Annotated in this window: 29 protein-coding genes and 1 pseudogene; 16 read left to right on the plus strand and 14 right to left on the minus strand. The window is 62.8% G+C overall.

Annotation, left to right across the window (positions count from 1 at the left end; genetic code table 11):
* The first annotated feature begins 16 nt into the window (after positions 1–16).
* The 6 genes from fliR (at position 17) to JQ553_RS24045 (ending at position 7393) form a co-directional block, all read left to right on the plus strand.
* Positions 17–787 (plus strand): flagellar biosynthetic protein FliR, encoded by a 771-nt coding sequence (gene fliR, locus JQ553_RS24020; RefSeq protein WP_212502502.1) that lies wholly within the window; start codon positions 17–19, stop codon positions 785–787.
* Between the two features lie 9 nt (positions 788–796).
* A complete protein-coding gene (gene flhB / locus JQ553_RS24025) occupies positions 797–1870 on the plus strand; it encodes a flagellar biosynthesis protein FlhB (RefSeq protein ID WP_212502503.1) in 1074 nt (357 codons plus the stop codon).
* A 149-nt stretch (positions 1871–2019) separates the two neighbouring features.
* Complete coding sequence (cckA, locus tag JQ553_RS24030) at positions 2020–4587, plus strand: cell cycle histidine kinase CckA (protein ID WP_212502700.1); 2568 nt, start codon at positions 2020–2022, stop codon at positions 4585–4587.
* A 147-nt stretch (positions 4588–4734) separates the two neighbouring features.
* Positions 4735–5706 (plus strand): Tim44 domain-containing protein, encoded by a 972-nt coding sequence (locus JQ553_RS24035; protein WP_212502504.1) that lies wholly within the window; start codon positions 4735–4737, stop codon positions 5704–5706.
* 217 nt (positions 5707–5923) lie between these two features.
* A complete protein-coding gene (locus JQ553_RS24040; protein ID WP_212502505.1) occupies positions 5924–6601 on the plus strand; it encodes a lectin in 678 nt (225 codons plus the stop codon).
* 84 nt (positions 6602–6685) lie between these two features.
* Positions 6686–7393, plus strand: coding sequence for a glutathione S-transferase (locus tag JQ553_RS24045; RefSeq protein ID WP_212502506.1), 708 nt, complete (start codon positions 6686–6688; stop codon positions 7391–7393).
* A gap of 66 nt (positions 7394–7459) precedes the next feature.
* Here JQ553_RS24045 and JQ553_RS24050 read toward each other — a convergent pair whose 3' ends face one another.
* Both JQ553_RS24050 and JQ553_RS24055 read right to left on the minus strand, forming a co-directional pair.
* Positions 7460–7834 (minus strand): GFA family protein, encoded by a 375-nt coding sequence (locus JQ553_RS24050; protein ID WP_212502507.1) that lies wholly within the window; start codon positions 7832–7834, stop codon positions 7460–7462.
* Between the two features lie 9 nt (positions 7835–7843).
* On the minus strand, positions 7844–8518 hold the full coding sequence (locus tag JQ553_RS24055) for an isoprenylcysteine carboxylmethyltransferase family protein (protein WP_212502508.1): 675 nt from the start codon (positions 8516–8518) through the stop codon (positions 7844–7846).
* A gap of 20 nt (positions 8519–8538) precedes the next feature.
* Here JQ553_RS24055 and JQ553_RS24060 point away from each other — a divergent pair, with 20 nt between their 5' ends.
* The gene (locus JQ553_RS24060; protein WP_212502509.1) at positions 8539–8820 is read left to right on the plus strand and encodes a hypothetical protein; all 282 of its coding nucleotides are present in this window, start codon (positions 8539–8541) and stop codon (positions 8818–8820) included.
* A gap of 107 nt (positions 8821–8927) precedes the next feature.
* On the opposite strand, the gene JQ553_RS24065 is transcribed toward JQ553_RS24060, so the two are convergent.
* Positions 8928–9392: a MarR family winged helix-turn-helix transcriptional regulator gene (locus JQ553_RS24065; RefSeq protein ID WP_212502510.1), complete on the minus strand. Its 465-nt coding sequence runs from the start codon at positions 9390–9392 to the stop codon at positions 8928–8930.
* Between the two features lie 149 nt (positions 9393–9541).
* On the opposite strand from JQ553_RS24065, the gene JQ553_RS24070 reads away from it, so the two are divergent.
* Positions 9542–10405 (plus strand): oxaloacetate decarboxylase, encoded by an 864-nt coding sequence (locus JQ553_RS24070; protein ID WP_212502511.1) that lies wholly within the window; start codon positions 9542–9544, stop codon positions 10403–10405.
* An 8-nt stretch (positions 10406–10413) separates the two neighbouring features.
* A complete protein-coding gene (locus JQ553_RS24075; RefSeq protein ID WP_212502512.1) occupies positions 10414–10947 on the plus strand; it encodes a cytochrome b/b6 domain-containing protein in 534 nt (177 codons plus the stop codon).
* Between the two features lie 58 nt (positions 10948–11005).
* Here the strand turns inward: JQ553_RS24075 and JQ553_RS24080 are convergent, their stop codons facing one another.
* A complete protein-coding gene (locus tag JQ553_RS24080) occupies positions 11006–11497 on the minus strand; it encodes a hypothetical protein (protein WP_212502513.1) in 492 nt (163 codons plus the stop codon).
* Between the two features lie 210 nt (positions 11498–11707).
* Here JQ553_RS24080 and JQ553_RS24085 point away from each other — a divergent pair, with 210 nt between their 5' ends.
* Positions 11708–13363 carry a fumarate hydratase gene (locus tag JQ553_RS24085; RefSeq protein ID WP_212502514.1) on the plus strand — a complete coding sequence of 552 codons (1656 nt, stop codon included), beginning with the start codon at positions 11708–11710 and terminating at the stop codon, positions 13361–13363.
* A complete protein-coding gene (locus JQ553_RS24090; RefSeq protein ID WP_212502515.1) occupies positions 13360–14034 on the plus strand; it encodes a DUF429 domain-containing protein in 675 nt (224 codons plus the stop codon). The genes JQ553_RS24085 and JQ553_RS24090 overlap by 4 nt, the downstream gene beginning before the upstream one ends.
* 88 nt (positions 14035–14122) lie before the next feature.
* Here the strand turns inward: JQ553_RS24090 and JQ553_RS24095 are convergent, their stop codons facing one another.
* The 4 genes from JQ553_RS24095 to JQ553_RS24110 all read right to left on the minus strand — a co-directional run bounded on the left by JQ553_RS24095 (position 14123) and on the right by JQ553_RS24110 (position 17312).
* Entirely contained in the window at positions 14123–14419 is a 297-nt protein-coding gene (locus JQ553_RS24095) for a hypothetical protein (RefSeq protein ID WP_212502516.1), read from the minus strand.
* 72 nt (positions 14420–14491) lie between these two features.
* A complete protein-coding gene (locus JQ553_RS24100) occupies positions 14492–15046 on the minus strand; it encodes an inner membrane-spanning protein YciB (RefSeq protein WP_212502517.1) in 555 nt (184 codons plus the stop codon).
* Between the two features lie 26 nt (positions 15047–15072).
* Positions 15073–15648 carry a hypothetical protein gene (locus JQ553_RS24105; RefSeq protein ID WP_212502518.1) on the minus strand — a complete coding sequence of 192 codons (576 nt, stop codon included), beginning with the start codon at positions 15646–15648 and terminating at the stop codon, positions 15073–15075.
* Positions 15649–15908: 260 nt separating this feature from the next.
* The gene (locus JQ553_RS24110) at positions 15909–17312 is read right to left on the minus strand and encodes a carotenoid oxygenase family protein (RefSeq protein WP_212502519.1); all 1404 of its coding nucleotides are present in this window, start codon (positions 17310–17312) and stop codon (positions 15909–15911) included.
* Between the two features lie 110 nt (positions 17313–17422).
* Between JQ553_RS24110 and JQ553_RS24115 the strand changes: the two genes are divergently transcribed.
* On the plus strand, positions 17423–18151 hold the full coding sequence (locus JQ553_RS24115) for a TetR/AcrR family transcriptional regulator (protein ID WP_212502520.1): 729 nt from the start codon (positions 17423–17425) through the stop codon (positions 18149–18151).
* A gap of 34 nt (positions 18152–18185) precedes the next feature.
* On the opposite strand, the gene JQ553_RS24120 is transcribed toward JQ553_RS24115, so the two are convergent.
* Positions 18186–19511: an FAD-dependent monooxygenase gene (locus tag JQ553_RS24120; protein WP_312015191.1), complete on the minus strand. Its 1326-nt coding sequence runs from the start codon at positions 19509–19511 to the stop codon at positions 18186–18188.
* 261 nt (positions 19512–19772) lie between these two features.
* On the minus strand, positions 19773–20375 hold the full coding sequence (locus JQ553_RS24125) for a hypothetical protein (RefSeq protein ID WP_212502522.1): 603 nt from the start codon (positions 20373–20375) through the stop codon (positions 19773–19775).
* 148 nt (positions 20376–20523) lie between these two features.
* On the opposite strand from JQ553_RS24125, the gene JQ553_RS24130 reads away from it, so the two are divergent.
* Positions 20524–21219, plus strand: a complete 696-nt coding sequence (locus JQ553_RS24130; protein ID WP_212502523.1) for an SET domain-containing protein — start codon at positions 20524–20526, stop codon at positions 21217–21219.
* Between the two features lie 15 nt (positions 21220–21234).
* Here JQ553_RS24130 and JQ553_RS24135 read toward each other — a convergent pair whose 3' ends face one another.
* On the minus strand, positions 21235–21525 hold the full coding sequence (locus JQ553_RS24135) for a DUF6522 family protein (RefSeq protein WP_212502524.1): 291 nt from the start codon (positions 21523–21525) through the stop codon (positions 21235–21237).
* Positions 21522–21956, minus strand: coding sequence for an Rrf2 family transcriptional regulator (locus tag JQ553_RS24140; protein ID WP_212502525.1), 435 nt, complete (start codon positions 21954–21956; stop codon positions 21522–21524). The genes JQ553_RS24135 and JQ553_RS24140 overlap by 4 nt, the downstream gene beginning before the upstream one ends.
* Before the next feature lie 84 nt (positions 21957–22040).
* Between JQ553_RS24140 and JQ553_RS24145 the strand changes: the two genes are divergently transcribed.
* Positions 22041–22502, plus strand: coding sequence for a group III truncated hemoglobin (locus JQ553_RS24145; protein WP_212502526.1), 462 nt, complete (start codon positions 22041–22043; stop codon positions 22500–22502).
* Between the two features lie 63 nt (positions 22503–22565).
* Here the strand turns inward: JQ553_RS24145 and JQ553_RS35340 are convergent.
* Positions 22566–22664 (minus strand): annotated as a pseudogene (locus JQ553_RS35340) (IS5/IS1182 family transposase); the annotation flags it as partial.
* A gap of 605 nt (positions 22665–23269) precedes the next feature.
* On the opposite strand from JQ553_RS35340, the gene JQ553_RS24150 reads away from it, so the two are divergent.
* Positions 23270–23527 (plus strand): hypothetical protein, encoded by a 258-nt coding sequence (locus JQ553_RS24150; RefSeq protein WP_212502527.1) that lies wholly within the window; start codon positions 23270–23272, stop codon positions 23525–23527.
* Between the two features lie 209 nt (positions 23528–23736).
* Positions 23737–24102 carry a hypothetical protein gene (locus JQ553_RS24155; RefSeq protein WP_212502528.1) on the plus strand — a complete coding sequence of 122 codons (366 nt, stop codon included), beginning with the start codon at positions 23737–23739 and terminating at the stop codon, positions 24100–24102.
* 198 nt (positions 24103–24300) lie between these two features.
* Here JQ553_RS24155 and JQ553_RS24160 read toward each other — a convergent pair whose 3' ends face one another.
* A complete protein-coding gene (locus JQ553_RS24160; protein ID WP_212502529.1) occupies positions 24301–26916 on the minus strand; it encodes a mechanosensitive ion channel family protein in 2616 nt (871 codons plus the stop codon).
* Between the last annotated feature and the right edge of the window lie 22 nt (positions 26917–26938).

The raw sequence follows: 26938 nt of genomic DNA on the forward strand, positions 1-26938 counted from the left end.
CACTAATGGCCCAGTCATGCGCATCGACGTCTCCCTGCTTCCGGCGCTCGCCGCGGTCTTCGTGCTGGTCTTCGCGCGCGTGGGCGCGATGGTGATGCTGCTGCCCGGTTTCGGCGAGAGCAACATTCCGACCCGGGTGAAGCTTTCGATCGCGCTCATGCTGGCGCTGATCATTCTGCCGCTGCATCGCAGCGCCTACCATGTCGATGTGACCTCGATCACCTCGCTCGGGGTCTTGATGGTGCACGAGATCATCATCGGCATCGTGCTCGGCGCCACCGCGCGCGTGACGCTGTCGGCGCTCTCGGTCGCGGGCTCGGTGATCGCCCAGCAGCTCGGCCTCGGCTTCGTCACCTCCGTCGATCCGACCCAGGGACAGCAGGGCCAGATCATCGCCAACTTCCTCACCATCCTCGGAATAACGCTGTTGTTTGCGACCGACAGCCACTATCTCGTCATCGCCGCGCTGAGCGAGAGCTACCGGATCTTCTCGCCGGGCGAGGTGATGCCCACCGGCGACGTCGCCTCGCTCGCCACCAGCGCTTTTGCCGCCGCGTTCAAGATCGGCCTGCAACTGTCGGCGCCGTTCCTCGTGTTCGGTCTGGTCTTCAACATCGGGCTCGGCATTCTGGCGCGGCTGATGCCGCAGATGCAGGTCTATTTCGTCGGCGTGCCGCTCTCGATCGTCGCCGGGTTCCTGATCTTCGGCCTCGTGCTCGCCGCAATGATGGGCACCTATCTCGACTACTTCCTTGGCGTCATGCGCCAGCTTGCTCCATTGAACTAGGGAGCAGCTATGGCCGAGGATACCGACGACAAAACAGAAGACCCTACGCAAAAACGTCTCGATGACGCGCATGCGAGGGGCGACGTTGCCAAGAGCCAGGAGGTCAACACCTGGTTCGTGATCGCCGGCGCCACGCTGGTGCTGTCAACATTCTCGGGCTCGATCGGCGGCGGCATCCTGATGCCGCTCCGCAACCTGATCGCAAAATCCTGGATGATCCGCACCGACGGCCCCGGTCTTCTCGCGCTGACCCAGTCGCTGGGCTATGCCGTGATCGCTGCGGTCGGCGTGCCATTCCTGATGCTGGCGCTGGCGGCGATCGCCGGCAACATGGTGCAGCATCGCCTGGTGTGGTCGGGCGAGTCGCTGAAGCCGAAAATCTCCAAGGTGTCGCCGGGCGCAGGCTTCAAGCGCATCTTCGGCAAACAGGCGGCGGCGAATTTCTTGAAAGGCCTGTTCAAGCTGATCGCGCTCGGCGCGGTCATGACCGCGATACTGTGGCCCGAGCGCCTGCGCCTGGAAGCCTTTCTGCGCCTCGACACTGCCGAGCTCTTGCCCGCTATCACCAGCTTGACCCTGCATTTGATGGGCGCCGTGGTGGCGATGCTCGCGGCGGTCGCGATCGGCGATTACTTCTTCCAGTACCGGCAGTGGTACCAACGGCAGAAGATGTCGCTGCAGGAGATGAAGGAGGAGTTCAAGCAGCAGGAAGGCGATCCTCACGTCAAGGGCAGGATCAGGCAGTTGCGGGTCCAGCGCATGAAGAAGCGCATGATGGCCCAGGTTCCCAAGGCCTCGGTGATCATCACCAACCCGACCCATTTCTCGGTGGCGCTCGCCTATGACCGCAGCATGGCCGCGCCGGTCTGTGTCGCCAAAGGCGTCGACAATATCGCCTTCAAAATCAGGGAGATCGCGAAGGAGCACGACATTCCGGTCGTGGAGAACGTCCCGCTGGCGCGCGCGCTCTATGCCACCGTCGAGATCGACGAGGAGATTCCTATCGAGCACTACCATGCAGTTGCCGAAATCATCGGCTACGTGATGCGGCTGAAGCGGGGGCTGTCTGGCCTCCGCGGGTAGGACATACTGGGACGGATATCCGCTTGAAATGCGCGTAACTTGCGAAATTGCGCCCTGATGGACTTGCGTCTTTGGGTCCGATTCAGGCACTCAGGAGCGGGCGGCCGGACCGGACGCCTCCTCAATGCCGACGAGCCATGTCTCTCCAGATGACCGCCGAAACCAACGATCATCCAGCGCCCGAGCCGTTCGTGGCCCATGGACCGGCGCGGCGGGGCGGCTCCATCCTGCTGGTCTTGCTGATCGCAGCCGGTATCGTTGCGGTGGCGGTCTGGCTCATGACCATGGGCCGCAGCCAGGCGCAGCCCTACGTTCTTGGCGTGCTGGCGCTGCTCGCCACCATCGGGCTGTTCAACCTGTTCGCCTTCGCCACCGGCATCATCCGCTTTTCCGACCGCACGGTCGACGACCCGGTGGTCGGGCGCATTGCCGACCATGCCTCGGACGGGCTCGCGGTTACCGATCCGCGCGGTCACGTGGCCTATTCCAATGCGGCCTACCTCACGCTGACCGGCGCGACGGGGCCGCAGGATGTTCGCCCCGTCGAGCGCGTCTTTATCGGCAATCCGGACGTCTCCGAAGCCGTGTTCCGCCTGCTCAAGGCCGCGCGCGAGGGCAAGCGGCAGCAGGAGGAGGTTCGCATCGCGGGCCATGATGGCGGGCACGGCCGCTGGCTGCGGATGCGGGTGCGCCCGCTTGGCCAGGCCAAGCGCGAGGCGAAATACGCCGTGTGGTCGATCGCCGACATCACGCGCGATCGCGAGCGCCAGGAGGACGTCTTTCAGGAACTGCGGCACGCGATCGAATATCTCGATCATGCCCCGTGCGGCTTCTTTTCCGTCAACCCGGCCGGCGAGATCGCCTATGTCAACGCGACGCTCGCCAACTGGCTCGACTATGATCTCGCCGAGATCGGCTCGGGCGGGCTGAAGCTGACCGACATCGTCTCCGGCGACGGCGCAGCGCTGCTGACCTCGATCGCGCCGATGCCCGGCGAGGTCAGGACGGAAGTCTTCGACATCGACCTGCGCATGCGCGGCGGCAAGACCATGCCGGTCCGGCTCTATCACAAGCTCGCCTTCGGCGCCGACGGCGCGGCCGGTGCCTCGCGCACGCTCGTGATCAGCCGCGCCCGCGACGAGCATTCCGATCCCGAGCGAGCCGCCGAAGTGCGCTTCATGCGCTTCTTCGACCACACGCCGATGGCGATCGCCACCGTCGATCGCGGCGGCAACGTCGTCGGCGCCAACGCCCGCTATGCCAAGCTGGCGCAGAGCCTGAACGGCGAGGGCGGCGCGGCCAAGTCGATCTTCCACGCTGTCAATCCGCGCGACCGCGGCCTTCTGATCGCCGTGATCAACCAGGCTGCCGAAGGGCAGGGCGACATCCCGCCGGTCGAGGTGATGCTCGACGGGCCCAAGGAGCGCTTCGCCCAGTTCTTCGTCACGACCATCGAGAAGGACGAGCGCGACGCCGAGACCGCGATCATCTACATGCTGGAAACCACCGAACGGCGTGCGCTGGAAAACCAGATCAACCAGTCGCAGAAGATGGAGATGGTGGGCCAGCTCGCCGGCGGCATCGCCCACGACTTCAACAACGTGCTCTCGGCCATCATGATGGCGAACGACTTCCTGTTGAACGCGCACAAGCCGACCGATCCGTCGTTCCAGGACATCATGCAGATCAAGCAGAACGCGACCCGCGCCGCGACGCTGGTGCGGCAGCTCCTGGCGTTCTCGCGGCGCCAGACGCTGCGGCCGCAGGTGCTCGATCTCGGTGATGCGCTAAGTGACCTCGCCATGCTGCTGCGCCGGCTGATCGGCGAGAAGGTCAAGCTCGACCTCGTGCATGGCCGCGACCTGTGGCCGGTGAAGGTCGACGTCTCCCAGTTTGAGCAGGTGATCATCAACCTCGCGGTGAACGCGCGCGACGCCATGCCCAACGGCGGCAAGCTGATCATCAGGACCGCGAACATGCCGACCGAACAGGCTGCGCAGCTCGCCTACAAAGGCATGCCCGCGGCTGACTATGTGAAGATCGAGATATCGGATACCGGCACAGGTATCCCGCACGAGATCATCGACAAGATCTTCGAGCCGTTCTTCTCGACTAAGGAAGTCGGCAAAGGCACCGGCCTCGGCCTGTCTACGGTTTACGGCATCGTCAAGCAGACCGGCGGCTTCGTCTATGTCGATTCCGAGCCGGGCGAGGGCACTACGTTCCGCATCTTCCTGCCGCGACATCGGCCGGAGCAGGAGGTCGCGTCGGAGGCCCACGCGGCCAATGGCGCCGCGAAGGAGGCACCCGCCGCGGAGGCGGCGAAGCCGAAGCCCGACCTCACCGGGCAGGGCACCATCCTGCTTGTGGAAGACGAGGACGGGTTGCGTTCGCTGAACGCGCGTGGCCTGCGCTCGCGCGGCTACAGCGTGATCGAGGCCGCCAACGGCGTCGAGGCGATGGAGGCCTTCGACGAGAAGAACGGGGAGGTCGACCTCGTGGTTTCCGACGTGGTGATGCCGGAGATGGACGGCCCGACGCTGCTCAAGGAAATGCGCAGCCGCAATCCAAACTTGAGGATCATCTTTGTGTCAGGCTATGCCGAGGACGCCTTCGAGAAGAGTCTGCCCGAGAACCAGCAATTCGCGTTCCTGCCGAAACCCTTCACGCTGACTCAGCTGGTTGCTGCGGTGAAGGAAACGATGACGGCGAATTGAGCGGACTTTAGCCTCCGCAAGGTTCATATCGTCACATCTCCGCGACCGAGGGCCGCAGCCGCGGTTCCAGTTTACCGCTTCACTTTTATCCAACCCTACCCATGTTAGGGAGCGTTTCCCCATGCCGGGGATTCTGAGGAAACAAACATGAATTTCTCGCAACGCACGCGTGGAATTGTTCGGGCGATCGCCGTCGCGATGGCGCTGGCGCTGCCCGTCGTGATGTCAGTTTCGTCAGCCGACGCGCGCGCCGGCGGCGGCTTCGGTTCGGGCTCGCGCGGTTCGCGCAGCTTCTCGGCGCCGCCCAGCACCAGCACGGCGCCCGGAACCGCGCAGCCGTTCAACCGCACCTTCAGCCAGCCTGGCAGCCCCAGCATGGGCACGCCGGCCGCAACGACGTCGGGTGGCCTGTTCGGCCGCGGTGGCGCCGGCCGTGGCCTGCTCGGCGGTTTCGCCGCGGGCTTCCTCGGCGCCGGCCTGCTCGGCATGCTCTTTGGCGGCGGCTTGTTCTCCGGGCTCGGGGGCCTGTCGTCGATCCTTGGGCTGTTGTTGCAGATCGGTCTGATCGTGCTCGTGGTGCGGCTTGCGATGTCGTGGTGGCAGCGCCGCAACGCGCCCGCGCCAGCCTATGCCGGTGGCCCGGCAACCGGTCCCGGCGGCCCGCAGCCGAACTACCGCTCCGGGTTCGGCTTTGGCGTCGGTTCGTCGAATGCACCGGTCGAGATCGGGCCCGCCGACTACGAGGCGTTCGAGCGCCTGCTCGGCGAGATCCAGGCCGCCTGGTCGAACGAGGACATCGCGAAGCTGCATACGCTCGCCACGCCGGAAATGGTGTCTTACCTCTCGAAGGATCTCGAGCAGAACAAGGCAGACAATGTCACCAACAAGGTGAAGAATGTGAAGCTCCTGCAAGGCGACCTCGCAGAGGCCTGGCGCGAAGGCGACAGCGAATATGCGACGGTTGCGATGCGCTTCTCGCTGGTCGATACGACAGTCGAACGCGGCAGCGGCCGGCTGGTCAGCGGCAGCGAGCAGCCGGTTGAGGTCACGGAGGTCTGGACCTTCGTGCGCCAGCGCGGCGGCAACTGGGAGCTTTCGGCGATCCAGCAGACCAACTGATCGACAACCAGATGAAGTGCAAGACGCCGCGGCTCAAACCCGCGGCGTTCTGTTTTTGCGCGCGTTACAACAGCGCGCCGAAATCGACCATCATCGCGTTTCAGTTCCCTGTTTGGGCACACCGTTCCGGACGACTCGTGGCGTGGCGCTGCGCCGGAATATCTGGCGACGCCGCGGGTTGATGTCAGCGAACTACAACAACCATTGGGAGGATGAAATGAACGTCGTTGCTCGGATTGCCGTTCCCACATGCCTTGCCCTTGCCGTCATCGGCGCGTCGCCGGCGCTGTCCCAGACAGCCGACACCAGCTTCTTCCTCACCAGCAACGGCGTCGGCAATGGCGGCAATCTTGGCGGGCTCGCCGGCGCCGACAATCACTGCCAGACGCTGGCGCAGGCCGCGGGCTTCGGTGCCCCGAAGACGTGGCGGGCCTATCTTTCCATCCAGCCGGCGGATGGACAGCCGGCGGTGAATGCGCGCGATCGCATCGGCAAGGGGCCGTGGAAGAATGCCAAGGGCGTCGTGATTGCGAAGGACGTTGCCGATCTGCACAGCGCCGGCAACAATCTTACCAAGCAGACCGCGCTGAGCGAAAAAGGCGAAGTCATCAACGGTGCCGGCGATACGCCGAACCGCCACGACGTGCTGACGGGATCGCAGGCGGATGGCACCGCGTTTGCGGCAGGCGAGGATCGCACCTGCAAGAACTGGACGAGCAGCACGCAAGGCGCCGCCATGGTCGGGCATTTCGACCGCAAGGGGCTGCGCGACGACGAGCCGTCAAAATCCTGGAACACATCGCATCCCTCGCGCGGTCCCGACGGCGGCTGTTCGCAGGCCGACCTGAAGAGCACGGGCGGCGACGGCTTGCTGTATTGCTTCGCGGCGAACTGATCCCGGGTTTGACGGTTGCGATGTCGCCCCGCAGATTGCGGGGTGACATCTTCGGCGTTCGCTTCGCTCGAAACGGGACCGTCCATGCGCTATCAGCTCTACTATTGGCCGATGATCCAGGGCCGCGGCGAGTATGTCCGGCTTGCGCTGGAGGATGCGAGCGCCAATTACACCGATGTCGCGCGCGGCGAGGGCGGCAGTGACGCGATGATGAACATGATGGAGGCAAACAAAGGCACGCCGCCCTTTGCGCCGCCGTTCCTCAAGGCCGGCAAGCTCGTGATCGGGCAGACCGCCAACATCCTGCTCTATCTCGGCGCGCGCCATCGACTGGCGCCGAAAGCGGAACCGGGCAGGCTGTGGGTGCATCAGCTGCAACTCACCATCGCCGACTTCGTGCTGGAGGTCCACGACACCCATCACCCGCTCGGCCCCTCGCTCTATTATGAAGAGCAGAAGGCGCCGGCGAAGAAGCGCACCGAGGAATTCTGGGATTCGCGCGTCCCGAAATATCTCGGCTATTTCGAGGACCTCGTGGCGGCCAATGGTGGTGCCTATGTCACGGGCCGCCGCGCGACCTATGTCGATCTTTCGCTGTTCCAGATCGTGGAAGGGCTGCGCTATGCCTTCCCGAAGCGCATGCAGGCCTTTGAACCGGAGACTCCGCGTCTGGTCGAGCTGCGCGACCGCGTCGCCGAGCGGCCCAACATCAAGGCCTATCTCGCAAGCGAACGGCGGATTCCGTTCAACGAGGAGGGAATTTTCCGGCGCTACAAGGCGCTGGATGTTTGAATTGTCCGGGCGGCTTTCTCCGTCGTCATGGCCGGGGACAAGCCCAGTATGACAGACCCGAAAGTCCTAGTTGTTCCGGCCATCCATCGGCGTCATCGCGATCTTTGACAAATCGATGCCGTCGATGCAGCTCACATTCAGCGCCACGACGTCGGTGCCGTCGGGCTTCTTGCCGCGAGCGAACACCTCGACGCCGCAGTCGATGCAGAGCTGGTGGCGGATCGCGTGGTGATTGAATAAATATTCCTTCAAATTCTCCGCACCGGCGCGGAGCTGAAAGCTTGATGGCGACAGGAAGGAGAAGTGCAGGCCCTTCTTTGTGCAGATCGAGCAGTTGCAGGCGGTGACCATCGCCATGTCGGTCGTGCATTCGAAACGGACCTGGCCGCAATGGCATCCGCCGGTATAGGTCTTGTTCTCCGTCTTGACCCGCTCGTCCATGATCGTGCCTCACCATAGCCCCGGCACGAGACGATAGCGCACCCGCGCCGCATAGTCAGCATAGCCCGGCAGGCCCGCCAGCAGCGTGCGCTCCTCGATTCGCGTGCGGACCGCGAACAAAAGGAAGAACAGCGGCAGGAAGGCGAGGCCCCACCACGATCCGAGCGTCAGCGGCACGCCGGCGAAAAACAGCATGATGCTGGCATACATGGGATGGCGGACCACCGCATAGGGGCCGTTTGAGATCACCTGGTGATCACGCTCGGACTGCACCTTGACGACGGGTGCGGCGAAGGAGTTGGTGCGGAACACCCACATGATCAGGGCGGTCGAGATCAGGTACATCGCTGTGCCGACCACTATCTGCGCGGCGCCCGCGTCGGCCCCGTTGATCCGGCGGTCGAGCCCCATCGCGATGAACCAGAGCAGGGCGGCGACCAAGAACACCAGCATGAACCGCTTGTCGTCCGAAGGCTGCTCCTCGCGCGCAGTTAGCTTCATGCGCTCGGCGAGCAGCGCGGGATCGACCCTGGCAAGCCACAGGCCGCACACCGGACCGATCACAGCCGAGGCAATGAGGTAGACCCACGCGCCGGGCCAACGCAGCGTGCCGGCAAAGCCGAACAGCAGCACGCCCATCGCGACAACGACGAGCGTGTTCTGCATGAGGAGCTTTCCGATCATGGGCGACTCCCGTCAGTTCCATGCCTCCGATGTTCGCGCGCTTTCCGGCGAACTTGCGGCCGGCCGCGATCGACTCTCGGATTATTCCAGGCGACTGGGACGGCGTCGTGCGTTGCGAGGTGCTGGAGTGCGATCCGCCGCGGCTGTTGCGCTGTTCCCGGAAGGGCGGCGCGGACACCGATCCGGCCTATGGTTCACGGGTCGATTCGACGGTCACCTGGACACTGAAGGCGATCGAGGTGGCACGCTCGTTCGCCTGGTGCATGATGGCTTCGTCATGCCCGGCAACAGCTGGCCTATGACATGATGAGTTCAGGCTGGCAGGACCGCCGACGCCACGGCACGGGCACGGGGATTGGCTCGGGCCGATAGCTGGCGCTCGAATTGAAATCGGCTCTACGAATTCTGACTATTTTCGGCCACGCCGCGTTGCCGGCTTGGAATAGGCCGCCATGCGGTCGAGCAGGGCCCCGGCTTTGATCAGGACCGCGCGCTCGCCGGCTGTGAGGCACGCATCCATGGCTTCGGCAAGCCAGCGCTCGCCGCGCGCGCGGCTCTCGTTGAGAAAACGCTGCCCGGCTGCACTGAGCCGCAGCCTGACCTTGCGCCGGTCCTTGGCGTCCTGAGTACGCACGATCAGCTTGCGCGCTTCGAGGGAGCGCAGCGCGGCGGCAAGATTCGAGGACCGCATGCCTTCATCGGCCGCGAGCACCGAGGGTGTCGCCAATTCGCCGTGCCGATCGATGGCACCTAGCACCAGCAGCCGCGCCCAGGATCGGTCGTCGGCTGTGGCCTCACGGCGCAGCCGGCGGGAAACCCCCATCAACTGCGTTCGCAATCGCGTGAGGTCGTGCGTTGAGCGTTGAATTTTCATATTGCTACCATAAGATAGCTATTGTCGTATAGCAATACAGGAGCGAGTATTCTGCCGCGTCCTTCTGCGCAGGAGACGGTGCGGCACTTCGATCGCGGCCGATCACCGTAACGATCGTCGGCCCATCCAGAATCAGTCAGGAGATGGTGATGGCATCCAGTACCTTACGAACGTTGATCAACGAAAAGCCGTTTGTGGCCTGTCCTGGAGTCTTCGACCTGGTCTCAGCCAAGCTTGCCGATCGCACCAAGGCCGACGCGCTTTACATGACAGGGTATGGGGCTGTGGCGTCTTACCTCGGATTGCCCGATGCCGGTCTGGCGACCTATTCGCAGATGCTCGATCGCGTGCAGGCTATCGCCCAGACCGTGCGCAAGCCGCTGATCGCCGATGGCGATACCGGCTACGGCGGTTTGCTGAACGTTCACCATGCGGTCCGCGGCTACGAGAAGGCTGGGGCCGCGGCGATCCAGCTCGAAGATCAGCAGAGTCCCAAGAAATGTGGACACACACCGAACCGGCACGTGATCTCCGTCAGGGAGATGATCAACAAGTTGACGGTCGCGAGCGATGCGCGCTCGTCAAAAGATTTTCTGATCATCGCGCGCACCGATGCACGCACGTCACTCGGCCTCGATGAGGCGATCCGCCGTGGCGAGGCATATGCCAAAGCCGGCGCTGACATTATTTTCATCGAGAGTCCGGAATCGGAAGCGGAGATGCGAAAGATCGGATCGGCGCTGGACGTGCCGCTGGTCTCGAACCAGCTTCATGGTGGCCGGACCCCGATCCTCACCCAGGAAAAACTGAGGGAGATCGGCTACCGGATGGCGATTTATCCGACGGCGGGCCTGCTCGCCAGCGCGTATGCGCTGAACAGCGTCTATGCTTCGCTGGTCGACGACAAGCCGGTAGAGGCGCCGCTGTACGACTTCAACGAGTTCAGCGCGTTGATTGGCTTTCAGGAGGTGTGGGAATTCGAGAAGAAGTACGCCTCACTTGAGGCGGATTGAGCAGCGACGTGACCGGTTCCCCTGATAGTCAGCCGAAAGCCTATGACCGCACGACGATCACGCTGCATTGGGCGACCGCAATCCTCGTTGCAATCGAATTCCTGATTGGCAGAACGACCAATCTTCTGCCGCGCGGCCCACTTCGGGTAGACATCTGGTCCCTGCATGTCCTGCTCGGTTTTGCGCTTGCTACCGTGGTGGTCGTGGGAATGCTTTGGCGGAACACGCGCGGCCGTAGATTGCCGCCATTCAACCGCGGCGGCCTCCACGTGGCCGCGGTGGCGACGCACCGGCTACTCGATCTGCTGCTGTTGATCATGGTCGCACTGGGCATTGCCAATGTGTTTGCGCACGGCTTTCCGCTGTTCAACATTTGGCACTTTGCGAAATTCGGCGGTAACGATTTCATGCGCAGCGTCAATGCGTGGCATGGATTGATCGCGAACATCATCATCGTTGTAGCGCTGTTTCATTCCGCGGCCGCGCTTTTCCATCACCATGTGATCAAGGACGGGGTTTTGCGCAGGATTTGGCCAGCCTGACTGAGCGGATGACGTTCAAACAAAGAGATGCTGCGATTCAACCTGATCGCATCCTGATCTAGTCGTCCCGGCTGCGCGTGATTGCGATCGAGGCTTCAGTCTTGGTGCGCGTGCATTCCATGTTGAGGCGGCGGTAGCGCATCGACACCTTGTCGCCGCGCAGGAGGCCCATCCTCTTCAGGCACCGCGCCGAACCGGTGGTGGTGTCGTCCTTCGTCACCGTGAAGGCGAGCGCGGCCGCGCTGCCGACGAGACTGTAGAAGTCGGGCTTTGGCCGCCGGTCGCCCTTGGCGTAGAGTTCGATGGAATAATTCTGTCCCCGACAGCCGAGCGACAATTCTTTGGCCGCCGGATGGGTCAGGTAGACAATGTTGGCGGCGCGGAAACTGACCTTCAGCCCGTCGATCTGATTGGCGAGCACCTTTGCGATCTCGTCGCACTGATCGGCATGAGCCGGGGCAGTGGCGAAGGCCGCGCCCAACGCCAGCACCGCCCCCGACAGGGTGGTGCGAAGGCTGAACGGCAAGCGTCGGCGCAGTCGTCTTATCATTGATACCCCCCGCGGTAAGAAATGCGCGCGACGGTTCATGCAGCCTCCCGCCGACGCCGTCAACGCCGGATTACATGTCCGTGATGATCCTGCGCATAACCGGACGCGCCGGCTTTCCCTTCCTTTTGTCCAAAAAATGCTTAGAACGACTCTACATTGCCGGCCGGCCTTTCGCGGCCGTTCCCGGCCTCTCGAACCGACGAGCAGCCTATGAACGCCCCCACCGCCTTTCCTGACCAGCAAAAGCCCGTTCCGCCCTACAAGCACACCCCGCTGTTCCCGTTGGGCGCGGATACCACCCCCTACAAGAAGGTCACGAGCGACGGCGTGAGGGTCGAGAAGGTCCTGGGCAAGGATATGATCGTGGTGTCGCGGGAGGCGATGCGTGCGCTCTCGGAGGCCGCCTTCGGCGAGATCAATCATTATCTGCGTCCGGGGCATCTGAAGCAGCTCCGCTCGATCCTCGAAGACAAGGAAGCGAGCGACAACGACAAGTTCGTTGCGTTCGATTTCCTGAAGAACGCCAACATCGCGGCCGGCGGCGTGCTGCCGATGTGCCAGGACACCGGCACCGCGATCATCATGGGCAAGAAGGGCTGCAACGTCATTACCGATGGCGATGACGAGGCCGCGCTTTCGGAAGGTGCGCGCGACGCCTATCTGCGCCGAAATCTGCGCTATTCGCAGGTCGCGCCCTTGTCGATGTACGAGGAGAAGAACACGGCTAACAACATGCCGGCGCAGTGCGAGATCTATGCCGAAGGCGACGATGCCTACAAGTTCATGTTCATGGCGAAGGGCGGTGGTTCCGCCAACAAGAGCTTCCTGTTTCAGGCGACGCCCTCGGTGCTGACGAAGGATCGCCTGCTTGCGTTCCTGAAGGAGAAGGTGCTTACGCTGGGTACCGCCGCGTGTCCGCCATATCACCTTGCGATCGTGATCGGGGGCACCTCTGCGGAACTCTGCATGAAGACGGTGAAGCTTGCCTCGGCGCGCTATCTCGACGCGCTGCCGACCCACGGCTCGGCCGACGGCAACGCCTTCCGCGACGTCGAGATGGAGCAGGAAATCCTCAAGATGACGCAGTCGCTCGGCGTCGGCGCGCAGTTCGGCGGCAAATATTTCTGCCACGACGTTCGCGTGATCCGGATGCCGCGCCACGGCGCCTCGCTGCCGATCGGGCTCGGCGTATCCTGCTCGGCCGACCGCCAGGTGCTCGGCAAGATCACCAGGGACGGCGTGTATCTCGAGGAGCTCGAGCACAATCCGGCGCAATATTTGCCCGCAGTCGAGCAGTCGCTCGGCGGCGAGGTGGTCAAGATCGACCTCAACCAGCCGATGAAGGGCATCCTCGCGACTCTGTCGAAGCGTCCGATCAAGACCCGCCTGTCGCTGACCGGCACGATGATCGTGGCGCGCGACGCGGCGCATGCCAAGCTGCGCGAACGGCTGGAGAAGGGCGAGCCGTTGCCGGATTACTTCAAGAACCATCCGGTCTATTACGCGGGTCCCGCCAAGACGCCCGACGGTTATGCCTCGGGCGCGTTTGGCCCGACCACAGCGGGGCGAATGGACTCTTTCGTCGACCAGTTCCAGGCCGCTGGCGGTTCGATGGTGATGGTTGCCAAGGGCAACCGCGCGGTCGCGGTGCGCGAGGCCTGCAAGAAGCACGGCGGCTTCTATCTCGGCTCGATCGGCGGTGCGGCGGCGAACCTCGCCGAGCACTGCATCAAGAAGGTCGAGGTGGTCGAGTATCCCGAGCTCGGCATGGAAGCGATCTGGCGCATCGAAGTCGTCGACTTCCCGGCCTTCATCATCATCGATGACAAGGGTAACGACTTCTTCAAGGAATTGAATCTGGGTTGAGGGCGCTCGGCCTCGACGGATTTTCCAACGGCTGGGTCGCCGTCTGCCTCGACGGCGACACGCAGGAGATCGCTTTCCATCGCGATATTGCGGACGCGCTTGCGCGTCCATTCGACTGTGCCGGCATCGATATCCCGATCGGCATGAGCCATGACGGCGCGCGCGCCTGCGACCGTCTCGCGCGCAATCGGCTGCGGCCACACACCTCGCGCGTTTTCACCGGCGCGCGGCGCTGGCTCTGGCAGGAATTTTGCGATCCCGACAAGGCGAACCAAGAGGCGCTGCGTCGTGGCCAGACGCGGGTCTCACGGCAGCTTTGGCACATCGGGCGCAAGATCATGGAGGTTGACGCATTCGTGCGCGCGCACGGTACACGCAACATCCGTGAGGTGCATCCCGAACTGGTGTTCCTGCGGCTGAACGGCAGCAAGCCGCTGGCGCGGAAGAAGTCGCAGGAAGGCGATGCGTGTCGCCGCGCGTTGCTCAAACGCTTTGGCTTTCGCGAGATCGACCGGTGGCTGACCGAGGTGCGGATAGGCACCGGAGCAAAACGCGACGATGTGCTGGATGCCTGCGCGGTTGCGATCGTCGCACGCGATGCCGCGGGCTGCGTTCCCGACGGAGCGCCGCCGCGCGACCCGTACGGCCTGCCGATGCAGATTTGGTTCTAGGTACAGCGCTCTGCCGACGCCGTCGTGGCGAGCAATGCCATGACGGCGATGGAAGTCAGGATGCGCATGCGTATGCGAGAGGTGGTTGTTACGCTCGCGTGCCGGTGAAGGGGAAGCTGCCCATCGGGCCGATGCCCATCTCGCCGGAAATGCTGTCGCCGGCGACCTTGCCGCTGAAGTCAAGCGTCAGCGGCATCGGATTGGTGATGGAAACCTTCCATGCGACGTCGTCGCCGTTCACGCTGCCGTCGAAGATCTCAGTCGAGTTGCCCTCGGCGCCCTGCGTGCCCGTGAGCGTGCCACCGGCGCTCTTCAGCGACAGCGTCGCCTTGCGCTCGCCCATCGGCGTCGTCATGGTGAGATTCCAGTTTCCGTCCACCGCCATATTTGATTCCCCTCAAGCTGAAGTGTGCGCGGCGGTATAGCCCATCTTGCCGCGCAATCCTAACGCTTTACGTCAGGCGCGTGCGGCGGCGCGCAGGCGGTTTCCGATCAGGATGCGGAAGGCGGCGTACTGGATCGCGAAGGCGGCGAGCTTGGCACCGATGAGGACCACTGACACGTAGAACGCCCACAGCGTCATGTTGCCGGTCGATGCGATCGCCACCGTGCCGGCGGCAAGTGCGAACATCAGTGCCGCCCACGCGTAGCCCGCGAAAATTGCATATTCGGGAATCGTCTGGGTCACGATGGGCGGCAAATAGCGCAGCATCCAGCCGCGCTTGAGCATGATCGCGCCGATCGCGACGTGGCCGATCGCGGGTTTAGCCAGCACGAAGCGCGGATCGTTCGTCAGCAGCGTCGCGCCGCCCAGCACGATCACCAGCGCAAGGCTCGCCCAGGTCATGTAGCCGAGCGTCTGTCCCTTGACGCGGGACCAGACCACCTGTCCGACCGCTCCGAGAATCGCGACCGACGTCGCCAGGACGACGTTGTCGGTCGCAAGGTAGATCACCAGGAAGACGATGGTCGAGAGGAAGTCGGAGGCGAGCCGGCGAAATACGTCCTTCATTGTGCGTCCCTGTCCTGCTGGCGGGTTCAGTGCGACGGCAGCGCGTTGGCCGGTGGCGTTCCATGCTTGGCCTTGCGGTACTGTGGATACCATTTTGTGAAGTAGACCGCGCTGTTGCGGGCAGCAAAGGCGACCAGCAGGCCCGACCACAGCGGCAGGTTCGGCACATACAGCACCGCGATGTTGCCGATCATCATCAAGAGTGCGGCACCGGTCCAGGCCCAGGTGATCAGATAGTTGGCGCGCTCGAAGCCGGGCAGGCGGGCGGTCTCGGCATTGACGACTTCCATCGCATATTGCCGCGTGAACGGATGGCGGAACAAGATCGAGAGCAGAGAGAGCAAGAAGATGCCGGTGTCGACGGCGAATCTCACTGCGGTGCTGCTGAGCGTCGCGTCGAAAAAGGTGAGATAGAGGCCGATGGCGGAGAACACGACCACCGAGCCAACGCCGAGGATCTTGATGGTGCGGCCGCGAGCAACATCGAGCGCGATCACGGCGAGACAAATGAGGGCGGCGCACAACAGGCTGACGGTGGCCGGGGTCACCAGCATCAGCATTGCGAAGGCGCCGTAGGGGGCCAGGATCAGGAAGATCGTCATCGGAGGCCTCATGACAAATCTTTACATCGTAAAGATAGCCTAGGGTCGCAGAATGGAATCGTCAAGCGAAATCTTTACAGTGTCAAAATGGTGAAGCGTCGAGAAAAGGAGAGTTATATCAGTCGATTACATGGGGCGCCCTACGTGAGCCCTCGCGGATCATCGCGCGGCGACGAACTTCAAACGCGCAATTGCGCATCAGGGCTTCTAGAGTCCCGCCTCAGCACCGCCGGCTGCCCCGGAATGACGGGAGACCGATGTTACTCCGCGCCAACCCAGTTGCCGTGAAAGCCGTCGGGTACACGATGGCCGAGATGAACCAGCGCGACAGGTCCGGTTTCGATGTCGGCCGCGTTGAAGATGGCGAGGTCGCTGCGGTTCTCCTGCGCGCGCCAGACCACCGCGAGCAGCCAGCCGTCGCCCTCGGCGGCATCGGCGCCGCGCTCGACGAAGACGGGCTCGGAGATCGTATCGCCGGCCGGCAGCAGATAGCGGCCGAGACGCTTGCCCGCTCCGTCGACATGCACGATGCCTGACAGCGCGCCGAACATCGGCAGGTCGGGGTTGGCGCAGGCGTACCAGCCGTGATGGCTCTTCAAGCCCGCGCGGCGATCGTCGACGCGTGGAAATTCGCCGGTAAGGTCGTCGAGATAGGTCTGCGTGAAGCGATCGGTATTGCCGGCGAGGTCGAACGTCCAGCGGCAATGGCGTGCACGGTTCTTCTTCGGATCGGTCGACGATCCGTCGGGATGGTTGAACAGCGGCGCTTCCTCGAACTGCATCACGTCGGCGATGATGCGGTTTCCGTCTTCCCACGCATTCATGACGTGGAAGACGTAGCAGCTCTCGGCGCGGAACCAGATGATGTCCTTTGACGAGCCGCTGCGCTTCATCACGCCGACATAGGCGCCTTTCTCGGGCTCCCAGGCGTACGGCGCTTGTCCCCGCATCGCGCGCTGCATGTTGCCGGTGATCGGCAGGATCGGAAACAGCACATGGCTCTCGGTGACGATGAAGTCGTGCACCATGCTGGCATAGGGCGATTCAAGGCGTTCGAATCGTGTCACCACGCCGGACGCACTGACCGCGCCAAACGACAGCGCCGGCGTCAAGGGCCCGGCCGCGTTGTAGCCGAAGAACACCAACTCCCCAGTGAGGGGATCAATCTTGGGATGTGCGGTGAAAGGGCCGGAGATCGCGCCCTTGTAGTCGCAATAGCCGAGCCGGTTGAGCGTGCCGGGCTCGATCTCGGTCGGCAGGTGACCTTCCTCGAGCGCAAGCAGGTGGCCGGCGTGAAAGATGATGTTGGTGTTGGCGACGCCGCCGTCCGCCGGCGCTGAGGCCGGCGCATCCGGCAGCTTGCGGCCGAAGCCGCCATATAGCGCGCGGCCGGCGTCATGCTCGGCCTGCCATTTCGGAGTGCGGACCCAGCGGTTGCGATAGCTGGCGCGGCCGTTCTCGACGTGGAAGGCGTGCAGCATGCCGTCGCCGACGAACCAGTGCGCGCCGGGTGCCTCGAATTGCGGATTGGGGCCGTTGCGGTAGAGCGTGCCGTTGAGCTCGCGCGGCAATTCACCCGTGATTTTCAGGAACGGCGCGTCGCACTCAAAGGGAATCGGCGCCAGATTGGTCCGCGCCGCATTTGACGTCACCCGGTCGGGCATCTCGCGCTTCCTTCATAATCTTTACACCGTAAAGATACGGATAGTGCAGGCGGCCTGGATCGTCAAGCAAAATCTTTACACTGTAAAAATCGCGTCATATAACAGACCGCATGGCAAGATTATCCAAGGAAAACAAGGCAAGCCGCGCAGCATTGGTGCGGACCCGCCGGACCACACGGGCAGCAGCCGATCGCCCCGCGCGGCGGCCGCGGCGCACAACGGATGCGCCCTATCATCACGGCGACCTGCATGAGGCGCTGTTGAAGGCCGCCGAGCGCGTGCTCGAGCGCGACGGACTGGCCGGCCTCACGCTGCGCGCCGTGGCGCGCGAAGCCGGGGTTTCGCATGCGGCACCGACGCATCATTTTGGCGATCTCACCGGGCTCGTCAGCGAACTTGCGGCGATCGGCTTCCGCCAGTTCAACGATGCCATGATCGCGGCCGGCGCCACCGGCTCGACGCCGGCCGAAAAGGGGATGGCGCGGGCCAAGGCCTACATCGCCTATGCACAGGCCCATCCCGGAATGTACGGCCTGATGTTCCGAACCGAGCGCCTCGACATGTCGAGGCCTTCGCTGCACGAGGCGGCGAGTGCGTCTTTCGCCGGGCTCGCGGGCGCGGTCGGCGCCAGCCGTCACGAGCAGATTCATGAGAGGGCGCTGTCGCTGGATCAGGCCGCGGCGATCGTGCGCGCCTGGTCGCTGGTCCACGGCTTCACGACACTGCTGCTCGACGGGCGGCTCACCGACGTGCTCAGGCGGATGCCGTCAGGCAACACCGTCGACACGCTGCTCGAGGCGATGCTGAAAGGCACGATGCCGCGCCCCGCGGCACCGTAGCAACACAACCCAATGCTCTCCCACGCATTGTCGGCTACATCAGCGACACCACGCGCGCCGCAAGCGCCGGCTCGCGCAGCGCTGTCTGCGGCTTGAGCAACTGCTGGACTTCTGCCGTCAGCCGGTGCACCTCCGGATCCTGCGCGGCGAGCTTGGTCAGAGCCATCCCGTATTGCAAGCGCTGTGCGAGGTCGGCAGGGCGAACGCCGCGCGTTGCGGGGTACACGAAATCGGACACGGCAACGCCCCACGGCGTTTCGATGGTGCTTTGGATGGCAGCGAAGAAGTCCCGCGCCAAACGGTCCATGGGAACCTCGTCAGTCAGTAGCCGGTCCAGTATCACCGCCTCCTGCGCCGCCACGCTCATGCCCTGGCCAAAGACCGGATTAAAGCGGCAAAGTGCATCGCCGATCGCAAGCAGCCCTGCCGGAAAGAACTCCAGACGCTCGAAATGCCGCCGTGTGCTGCAGGGCAGTTTGTACCGCACTATGTCGGTTAGCGGCCGGGCATCCCTGATTGCCTCATAGACCGTCGGGGTTCGAAGGCTCTTGACGAAATCCATGAACTCCGCGCGTTCGCCGGAAGGCGCATCGCCGTGATTGGCTCCAACTGAGACCAGCCATCGCTGCTTCTCGATCGGAAACAGGAACGCGCCGCGGCTTGTGGCAGGCGCGGCAGGCAGGATGATATTGCCCAGCCAGTCGGCGCCACGGTCAAGCGGCCGTTCGACGATGGTGCTCGCGTACGCCTGGTCGATGCCAATCTCGGTTTCCTCGGGTTTCGGGAGGGACAGTTCTTCGAGGAACTGCAGTGTCAGGCCACAGCGCCCGGAGGCGTCAACTACCAGATCGGCTTCGAGCGTCACGGCAGAACCGTCTTCGCTATCATAACGGACCGCTTCCACCCGCTTTGCATCGCGCGATGCGGCAAGCTTGGTCACACGGGAGCGCACTGAGAGGTCGATGTTTGGGGTCTGCTGCACGCGCCTCCGGGTAACCGCCTCGAGCAGTGGTCGCGACATGGAAAAGATGTCGAGGCCGAGATCGCGTATGGGAAACGGATCGAAGCCGGGGCGTTCCATCCGAATGTCTTTGCCGGTGCGGACCTTGACGGCGCCGGCGTCTGCCAGATCCTGCTCAAATCCCGGAAACAGGGCCTGCAACGCCTGTAGCCCGCCGGCGAGCAGCATGTGGGCGTGCGGCGCTTGCGGTGTGCCGGTTCGGGGCGCTGGTTCTGCAGGAAGCATGTCACGCTCGAGCACCGTGACTTTTCCGAAATGCTTGGAGAGAGCCCGAGCGGCAGTAAGGCCGGCCATTCCGGCGCCGATCACGACAGCACTAGCTCTAGCAGAGTGTGGCACGTATGCCTCCTGAAAAAATAAAATGAAACAGGATCAAAAATGGCAGCGAACGCGGCGCTCAATGCAGCAACTTGCGTCCCTGGCGCAGCCCGAAGATTACCTCGTCCTTTGCAAAGCGAAAGCCCCAATCTCCGAGAACGCCGAAGGCACACAAGTGCCTAAGGCGCGGTGAGATTGGGTCGGATCGTCATCGCGCTTTTAGGTCTTTGTTTGAGCATGATCTTTTCGAAGAAACCGCTGCGCGTTTTTGCGGATCACATTTTAGCGTTTGGTCAGCGACGTGGTCCGGCCGCTCTGGCCGATCGTCCTCACCTCGTCCTTGCCGCACTTGAAGGCGCGGGCGAAATTGTCGGCCGCCTGCCGCGCCAGTTCGTTCGCGTCGGGGTTGGCTGCCACATCGACAAAGGCGACGTGACAGACCTGACCGGGCGGCAGCCGCGTGACAGCGAGCATCGCTTTTGTCGAGGGCCGGCCGTCCTTGTCCTGCTCGCTGTTATCCGCAATCAGCCAGCGCTGGATGATCGCGAACGGCCTGCCATCGGCGATGCGCCATTCGACCGTATGAGCGGTCGAACTGAACGGGCCGAACCAGGCCTGCGCGGCAGGCTCCTTCGCCGCCGCCTGCCGGTTCCGGCCGACTGACACGACTTCGCGCAGGTCATCCTCGCTGACGAGCAGCACAAGTCCCGACTTGCCCGGGCAGATCCGCGTGGTGCCGCCATCGAGTTCGCTCGGCTTGCCGATCATGCGGCAATCCTTCGGCGCCGACGACGTGTAGCTGCTGATAACAGGTTGAGCGGCGACCCGAGCGGGATCTGTGCCGAAGAGGGCCGCAATAGCTGTTGCAAATATGATGTATTTCATCGGAAGTTTGCCAACGGGAACCGATTTGATGTTTGACATGTGCAACCTGGGGAAGGTTCAAGGGATACGCTGACATGTGCGCGGAATCGTCCTAGAAGGGCGGCTTCGCAAATTCATCCACATTGGTGTGGCCGAGCCTTAGATCGTTATGCCTTCGATATCACCGAACAAACCCTACCGCGTCGGCCGTTCCCGCACCGGACTTGGTCTTTTCGCCACCAGGCCGATCAAGAAGGGTTCCAGGATCATCCGCTATTTCGGGCCGCTCCTGGATTCCAAGAAGACGGACGAGGACGCGATCGAGAACAAATATCTATTTGAGCTCACCAACCGCTGGACCATCGACGGCTCGGTCCGCGAAAACATCGCCCGCTACATCAATCACGCCTGCAAGCCGAACGCCGAATCCGACGTCAAGCCCCGCAAGCGCAAGGTCTTCATCCGCGCCATCAAGAACATCGAGCCGGGCGAGGAGATCAACTACGATTACGGCACCGACTACTTCAAGGCCTTTCTGAAGCCGATCGGCTGCAAATGCGAAGCTTGCGAGAAGAAGCGCAAGAAAAAGCGCGCGGAGGCGAGGGCGGAGCGGCTGCGGCTGAAGGAAAAGGCCGAGCGGAAGGAGCGACGGAAGGCCGAGAAGCTTGCCAAGGAGAAGGCGAGGGCCAGGGCGATGGCGAAGGCCGAAAAGGTGAAGCAGAACGGCGCCAAAACGAACCGCGCAACGACGAACCGCGTCAGGGCGAATGGCCAGCACCACCTGAATGGCCATTCCCTCGTCAGGGCTGCCGGCAAGAGAGGCACCGCTGCAAAGCGCGGCGACGCGCGGGCGCTGCAGGCCTAGAAAATTATCCCGGAACTATCCGCCCGGCCGGTGCGCCGACATCGGCAAGGGAGACCTGCCGAAATCCAGCGTCGAGCGCTGGATGATCATGCCGCGCTCGTCAATGACGAGGCGGAAGCGGCGGTGCTCGGAGAAGAACGTGAGGCGATGCCGGCCGCGATCGGCGTCGATTCCGCGTTCCGACAGCGTCGTGATCTTGCCGGACCGCAGTTGCGCCTGGAGCAGCGGCACAGCGATGCCGAGTCCTTCAGCGACGACGCTCGCGTCGACCTCGAACGCGCCGTCCCCGAATGCGATCCGCGTCACGACGCCCTCGCGGGATGCCGGGAAGCACGGGGCAGATAGGCGCATTCGGCGAGCGTGGTTGCGTCGAGCTCGCGCATGAAGGCCTCGCGCGCTGCGGCAAGCCTCGCCTTGAGCCGGCAGCGCGGCAGCAGCACGCAGTCGCCACCGTCATCCCTGAAACATTCGACCAGCGCGCTGCCCCCTTCCAGCGCGCGCACCACCTCGCCAAGCGTGATCGCCTCTGGCGGGCGCGCCAGCGAAAACCCGCCGCCCGCGCCGCGCTGGGTGGTGATGAAGCCGCAATCGGCAAGGTCGCGTACCACCTTGGCGAGGTGATTGCGGGAAATGCCGAATTCGGTCGCGATCTCGTTGGTCGCAAACGACCGGCCCGGCTCGCCGGCCAGCCGCATCAAGGCGCGCAGGGCAAAATCGCTGAAAGACGTCAGGCGCATGGGAGCTCCCCGAAAACAGAGCTTGGCGGATCTGCTATAGCAATCTAAATATGCATTTGAAATACCTATTTAAGGAGATGGCCCATGACGGGGGCAGAGCGCCGTGAACAGATCACGGCCGAAATCGCAGCGAAGACCGGGATCACCGAGGCGATGATCGAGCGCCTGGTGCACAGCTTCTACGCGAAGGTCCGCCGCGACGCGATGCTCGCGCCGGTGTTCGAGGCGAAGATCAGTGATTGGGAGCCGCATCTTGCGCAGATGTGCGCCTTCTGGTCGTCGGTCGCGCTGATGACCGGGCGCTATCACGGCACGCCGGTGGTCAAGCATATGCCGCTGCCGGTCGATGCCGCGCACTTCGACCGCTGGCTCGAGCTGTTCGAGGCGACCGCGCGCGATGTTTGCCCGCCGACGGCGGAAGCGCATTTCGTCGAACGAGCCCGCCGTATCGCCGCGAGCCTTGAAATGGGCATCGCCGGCGGGCAGGGCGTCATGCTCGGCATCGGCGAGAGATTCCGACGGGACGCAGCGGGCGCGGTGCAATGACGAACGTCAGTCACGTGCATCTAAAGTTCGCCGCATAAAGTTTGCCGAGCTTTGTCGCAGAAGCCTTCGGTTCCTTGTGATGCACACTCCATGCCGATGCACGCGGACAATGGAAGTATCGATCATCTGGACAACCGCATCATGGATAGCGGCAAGTGCATGAATGATACGGCTCCAGGCACGGATGGAGACAGACCTCTATTGGCCCGAGACGGACCAACCGGACTGCTCTGGCGATGTCCGTTGATTGGGGGAGACCGGAAGTGGCTGGCAGAGCGGTAAACCGACGCGATTGACCCAGAGCGCTCATCGCCCTGTCAGATCTTACTGCGACGCACAACGCCGATACCGTCTTACGACCCGGCCCCAATCTGGACGGCGCTCGAAGTTGGTTCCTGTTGATCCAGATCAATCAATCACGAGACTCAAAGCGCCATGACACGTTGTGTTTGATGATCGTCCCCAGGGAGAGTCTTCTCGCACAAGAGAAGGAGGCTAGACATGAACGGTCAGTACGGAAGGATTTCGCGCCGCACAGCATTCTCACTTCTTGGACTAGCCGCTGCGTTAGGCACTCTCGCCCCAGCCCTGATGCTATCAGCTTCGGAAGCGGAGGCTCAGACGGCAGGGATGGAGCGCCGTCAAGAACGCCGCGCGGGTCGCCACGAACGGCGTGAGGCGAGGCGTACAGGACGCCAAGAGCGGCGTGAAACTCGGCGTGGTGGAGGCGAACCAACAACCACGGGCGCGGCGAAATAGCAGTCGCGGTGCGCCCTACCTGGTATGTAACTTTCGAAATCCGCAAACGCGGTCTGCTGTCGAAGAAAGAGCGCAGCCCCCGTGAAACCCGAACATTTGCGACCGAAGCCGAAGCCAAGACGTTCGCCCGCGTGAAACTGGAAGAGGGACTGGTCGTATCTGCTGGCACGATCAATCCCTACTCGCCCAAGCGACTGATCCTTGCCCACGACGTTGCTAGTTGGGTCGATGAGCAAATCGAGAGCAATGAAGATCGGCGCGGCTAGAAATCGTTCAGAGATCGAACCAGCGCTCGCTTATCGTCGAGTGTTGCCATTTTTGGCATATGCCCTATCGCGGGTCATGCCTGTTGTTGGTTCGTTGCACTGATTTTGAATTTCTACCTTCCGCTGCGAAGCCTTGCGCCAGATCAAAAGGTGATTTTCTGGACCGTCAGAACTTGCGAGCAGGACCATCCGTTTGCGAGGGACTGAAAATGAAGATTGCATTGTTATCGCTGGCCCTAATGGGCCAACCGGCCACGATACCGATCTCTGATAAGGTTCCGGTGCTGAACGTGGAGGCGGCATGCAAAGCAACAGTGGAAGAAGCCAAAGCGCACGGACTTACTGCCGTTGAGAGTTTCTCGGATTGCATGAAAGACGAAAAGGAGGCGCAGCAACAGGTAAGCACTTTATGGGCGACCAGCCCCAGTGATGTTCGCAATCGTTGCGAGGGCACAGCGTCGATAGGTGTTCATAGTTACGTCGAGCTGCTCACGTGTTTGCAGGCCGCGTTTGTCGCAGCCCACCCCGAGGCTGTCCCTCCAAGGAAGGCAAGCAGGGATCGAAATAAGCACTAGGTGGATGGAGCCTGTTATCCACGAAGGTCGAGTCCGGTTGTGGCCCGCGACGATGTCCGCTCAAATGTCCGGTATTGGGGGGTGAAGACTTCGTTCGGCTCTGCTGTGACCGAGGAGTTTTGGTTCTCCAACTATTTCAGCGTTAGCCTCGAGTCTATCGTCGAAAAGTGCAAGGTCTCGATCGCGTTCGCAGCAAGCCTAGGGTCCGACAAGATTTGCCGGCTGTCTTGGTAGATTGGCAAGCCGCCCTGCGGCAGGCCCTTTGACTTCGACCCTTGTCTTATGAGCGTCACTTGAGAGATGTTCCGCCGTCTCGCGCAACAAGTCGATGGTCTGCAGCGTGACCTCCGCCTGCCGGGACGGGATCTGGATTCCGGCCTCCTGGAAGGCTTCCAGGATGGCGATCCTTAGATCAGCGGCCACGTTGCCACCCGCGCGCAGATCGACAAAAGCGTAGAGTTTGAACGTGAGGCCGTCTAACCCAAAATCTTCAAAATCGAAGGACGGTGCAGGCAGTGTCAGGACACTGGGGTGGTCCTCCGCGACCTTGAGAAGAATCGATTTGACCGCCCGCGGATCGGAGCCATTCGCAACCCTGACCGGGATCGCGATGCGACGCTTGTTGTCGCGCAATGTCCAGTTCTTCACCTTCTCCGTGATGAAGTAGGAGTTCGGAATCACAACGCTCGCGCGCTCAAACGTCTCGACCTCGGTCGAACGAACGCTGATCTTGCGAACATAACCTTCCTCGCCTCCGACGACGACCAGGTCACCGATCTTGATGGGGCGCTCAGCCAGAAGGATCAGCCCTGACACGAAGTTGTTGACGATGCTTTGCAGACCAAAACCGATACCGACGGAGAATGCGCCAGCCAGTATCGCGAGACTGGACAGGTCGAAGCCTGCGTAAGAGAAAGCCGCAAGCGTTGCGATGACGACGCCGCCGTATCCCACGCCAACGCGAATCGAATCGCGGAGGCCACCCGAAATACCCGCCGCCTTGAGGACCCGCTCATCGAGCCAGCCCTGGAAAAGTCGCGCGGCGCCATAGGCGAGCCCGAACACGATCACTGACGCAAGGAGCACCGCAATGGATATTTGGGTGTTGCCAACCCGGAAACCGAAGAAGAGCTGCGTGTACCAGTCGTAGACTTCCGGCCAACTGTAACCCCACTGGAGCAAAATGAGGGGCACGGACAATATGATCACAAGAGCCTTGAGGAACAGGCCGATCGGCAGAACCAACTGCTCGTGCCGCCGGTGTTGCTCACCAAGGCTTTCCTTGAGCCAGCGGCCTGTCGCTGCGCGCTCGTCGCCCAAGCCCTGCATCAGTCCATCGACCCACAGCAGCAGCAGGTAGGCAAACGCCATAATGGAGACGGTCACGACCAATTGTTGCGCGAGAAACCGAGCAAGCGCCAAGTACCCGGCAAACGCCGATGCGACGATCGCGACGACTGCAATCCAGACAGGGACCCGCAGCACGGCGAGCAGCCGCGGTGAGAGGGTTCGGTGCTGGTGCTGCCCCTCCAGCGGCGTAAGAAGGATGGCAACGATGATTCCAGCAACAAGCAGGCTCGACGGAAGTGCGACCGCGATCGTCAGCGCAAAGGGGGCCTGCACGACGCGGGTGACCATGTAGAGCAACGTGGTCACACCGTACACGATTGCGAGTGCCAGAAGGAGCCCGCAAATCTGACGTGCCGTGCGATCAGAGACGGGGATCAACCGCCAATGCGGCATCCTCGGTGCGAACGCACTGATGACAAGCACGCTGACCGCGAGAACGGTGATGATTGATTGCGCCGTCGAGTAAAGCAGCCAATCGACGCTTTTAGGCAATTGTTGCGCGTCGGCGACGAGCTCGTAGAGGAAAGCGATCGGCACGACGGCCGGCAATATCCACAGCAAGGCGATGGCGCCGGCGACCGCGGCCCGCCGCCAGAAGGGCTGATCAACCTCCTCGGACGGCCGGCGGCGCAACCGCCAGGTTCCGAAGGCGGCGGCAACAGCGAGCCCGAGCAGGAGCAGTCCGGCTTCGAAAACGACGAGTAACACCTCGTCCTGATCGCCGAGACCGCCCCACCAGCCGGCCATGATGTCGCGAACGCGGGACGTGGCCAATGGGATATAGTCCGGCACTGCCGACCAGGTCGCGTACGAGTAGATGCCAGGGACCGGCTGCAACAGGCGCGTGGCGAAATTCTTTCGACGGATGTCCTGGATGGTATCGATGAGCTTGTCGATGCGCAGGTTCGCGGAGTCGATCTCTTTCTGACCTCCGGTCAACACTCCGAGGTAGTAGGTCCGGTCAGCCCGACTTCGTGCTACGTCGTCCGGCTCGGGTGGTTGACCGGCGGCCGGCGCCGGCCCGAGCAGGCCCAATTGGTCCTTGGCGGCCGCGAGTGCAGGTTCAAGACGTGTGCGGAAGCTCCCAATCTCGCCGCGAACGCCCTGGAGCTTGTCACGGAAGTCATTCAGTTCCGAATAGCGCAAGCGCGGCTTTTGCAGCTCGCTCTCCAGGCGCGAAAGCTCCTGTTGCCAACCCGTGATCCTCTTCTCGATGTCAACGCCGACACTCTTGTTGGCACGTGCAACGATCTCGGCCGTGTTGATCGGAGCGGCAGGCGGTTTTGCCGGCTGCGCGGTGACCTGCGCACCCGAAGGAGAACCGGCCTGGGGAGCCACATCTGGATTGGGCGATGCCGGCGCCTGTGCAGTTTGAGCCTGAGCGCCGGCGACAACCAGCAGGGAGAAGAGGCTCAACGCCCACGCTACGAACCAGAGTCGGCGGATCATCGGCTGCTTTCTCATATCCGATGGTAACTCCTGAATC

The sequence above is a fragment of the Bradyrhizobium lablabi genome (assembly GCF_018131005.1).
In the GTDB taxonomy this organism is placed as follows: domain Bacteria; phylum Pseudomonadota; class Alphaproteobacteria; order Rhizobiales; family Xanthobacteraceae; genus Bradyrhizobium; species Bradyrhizobium lablabi_D.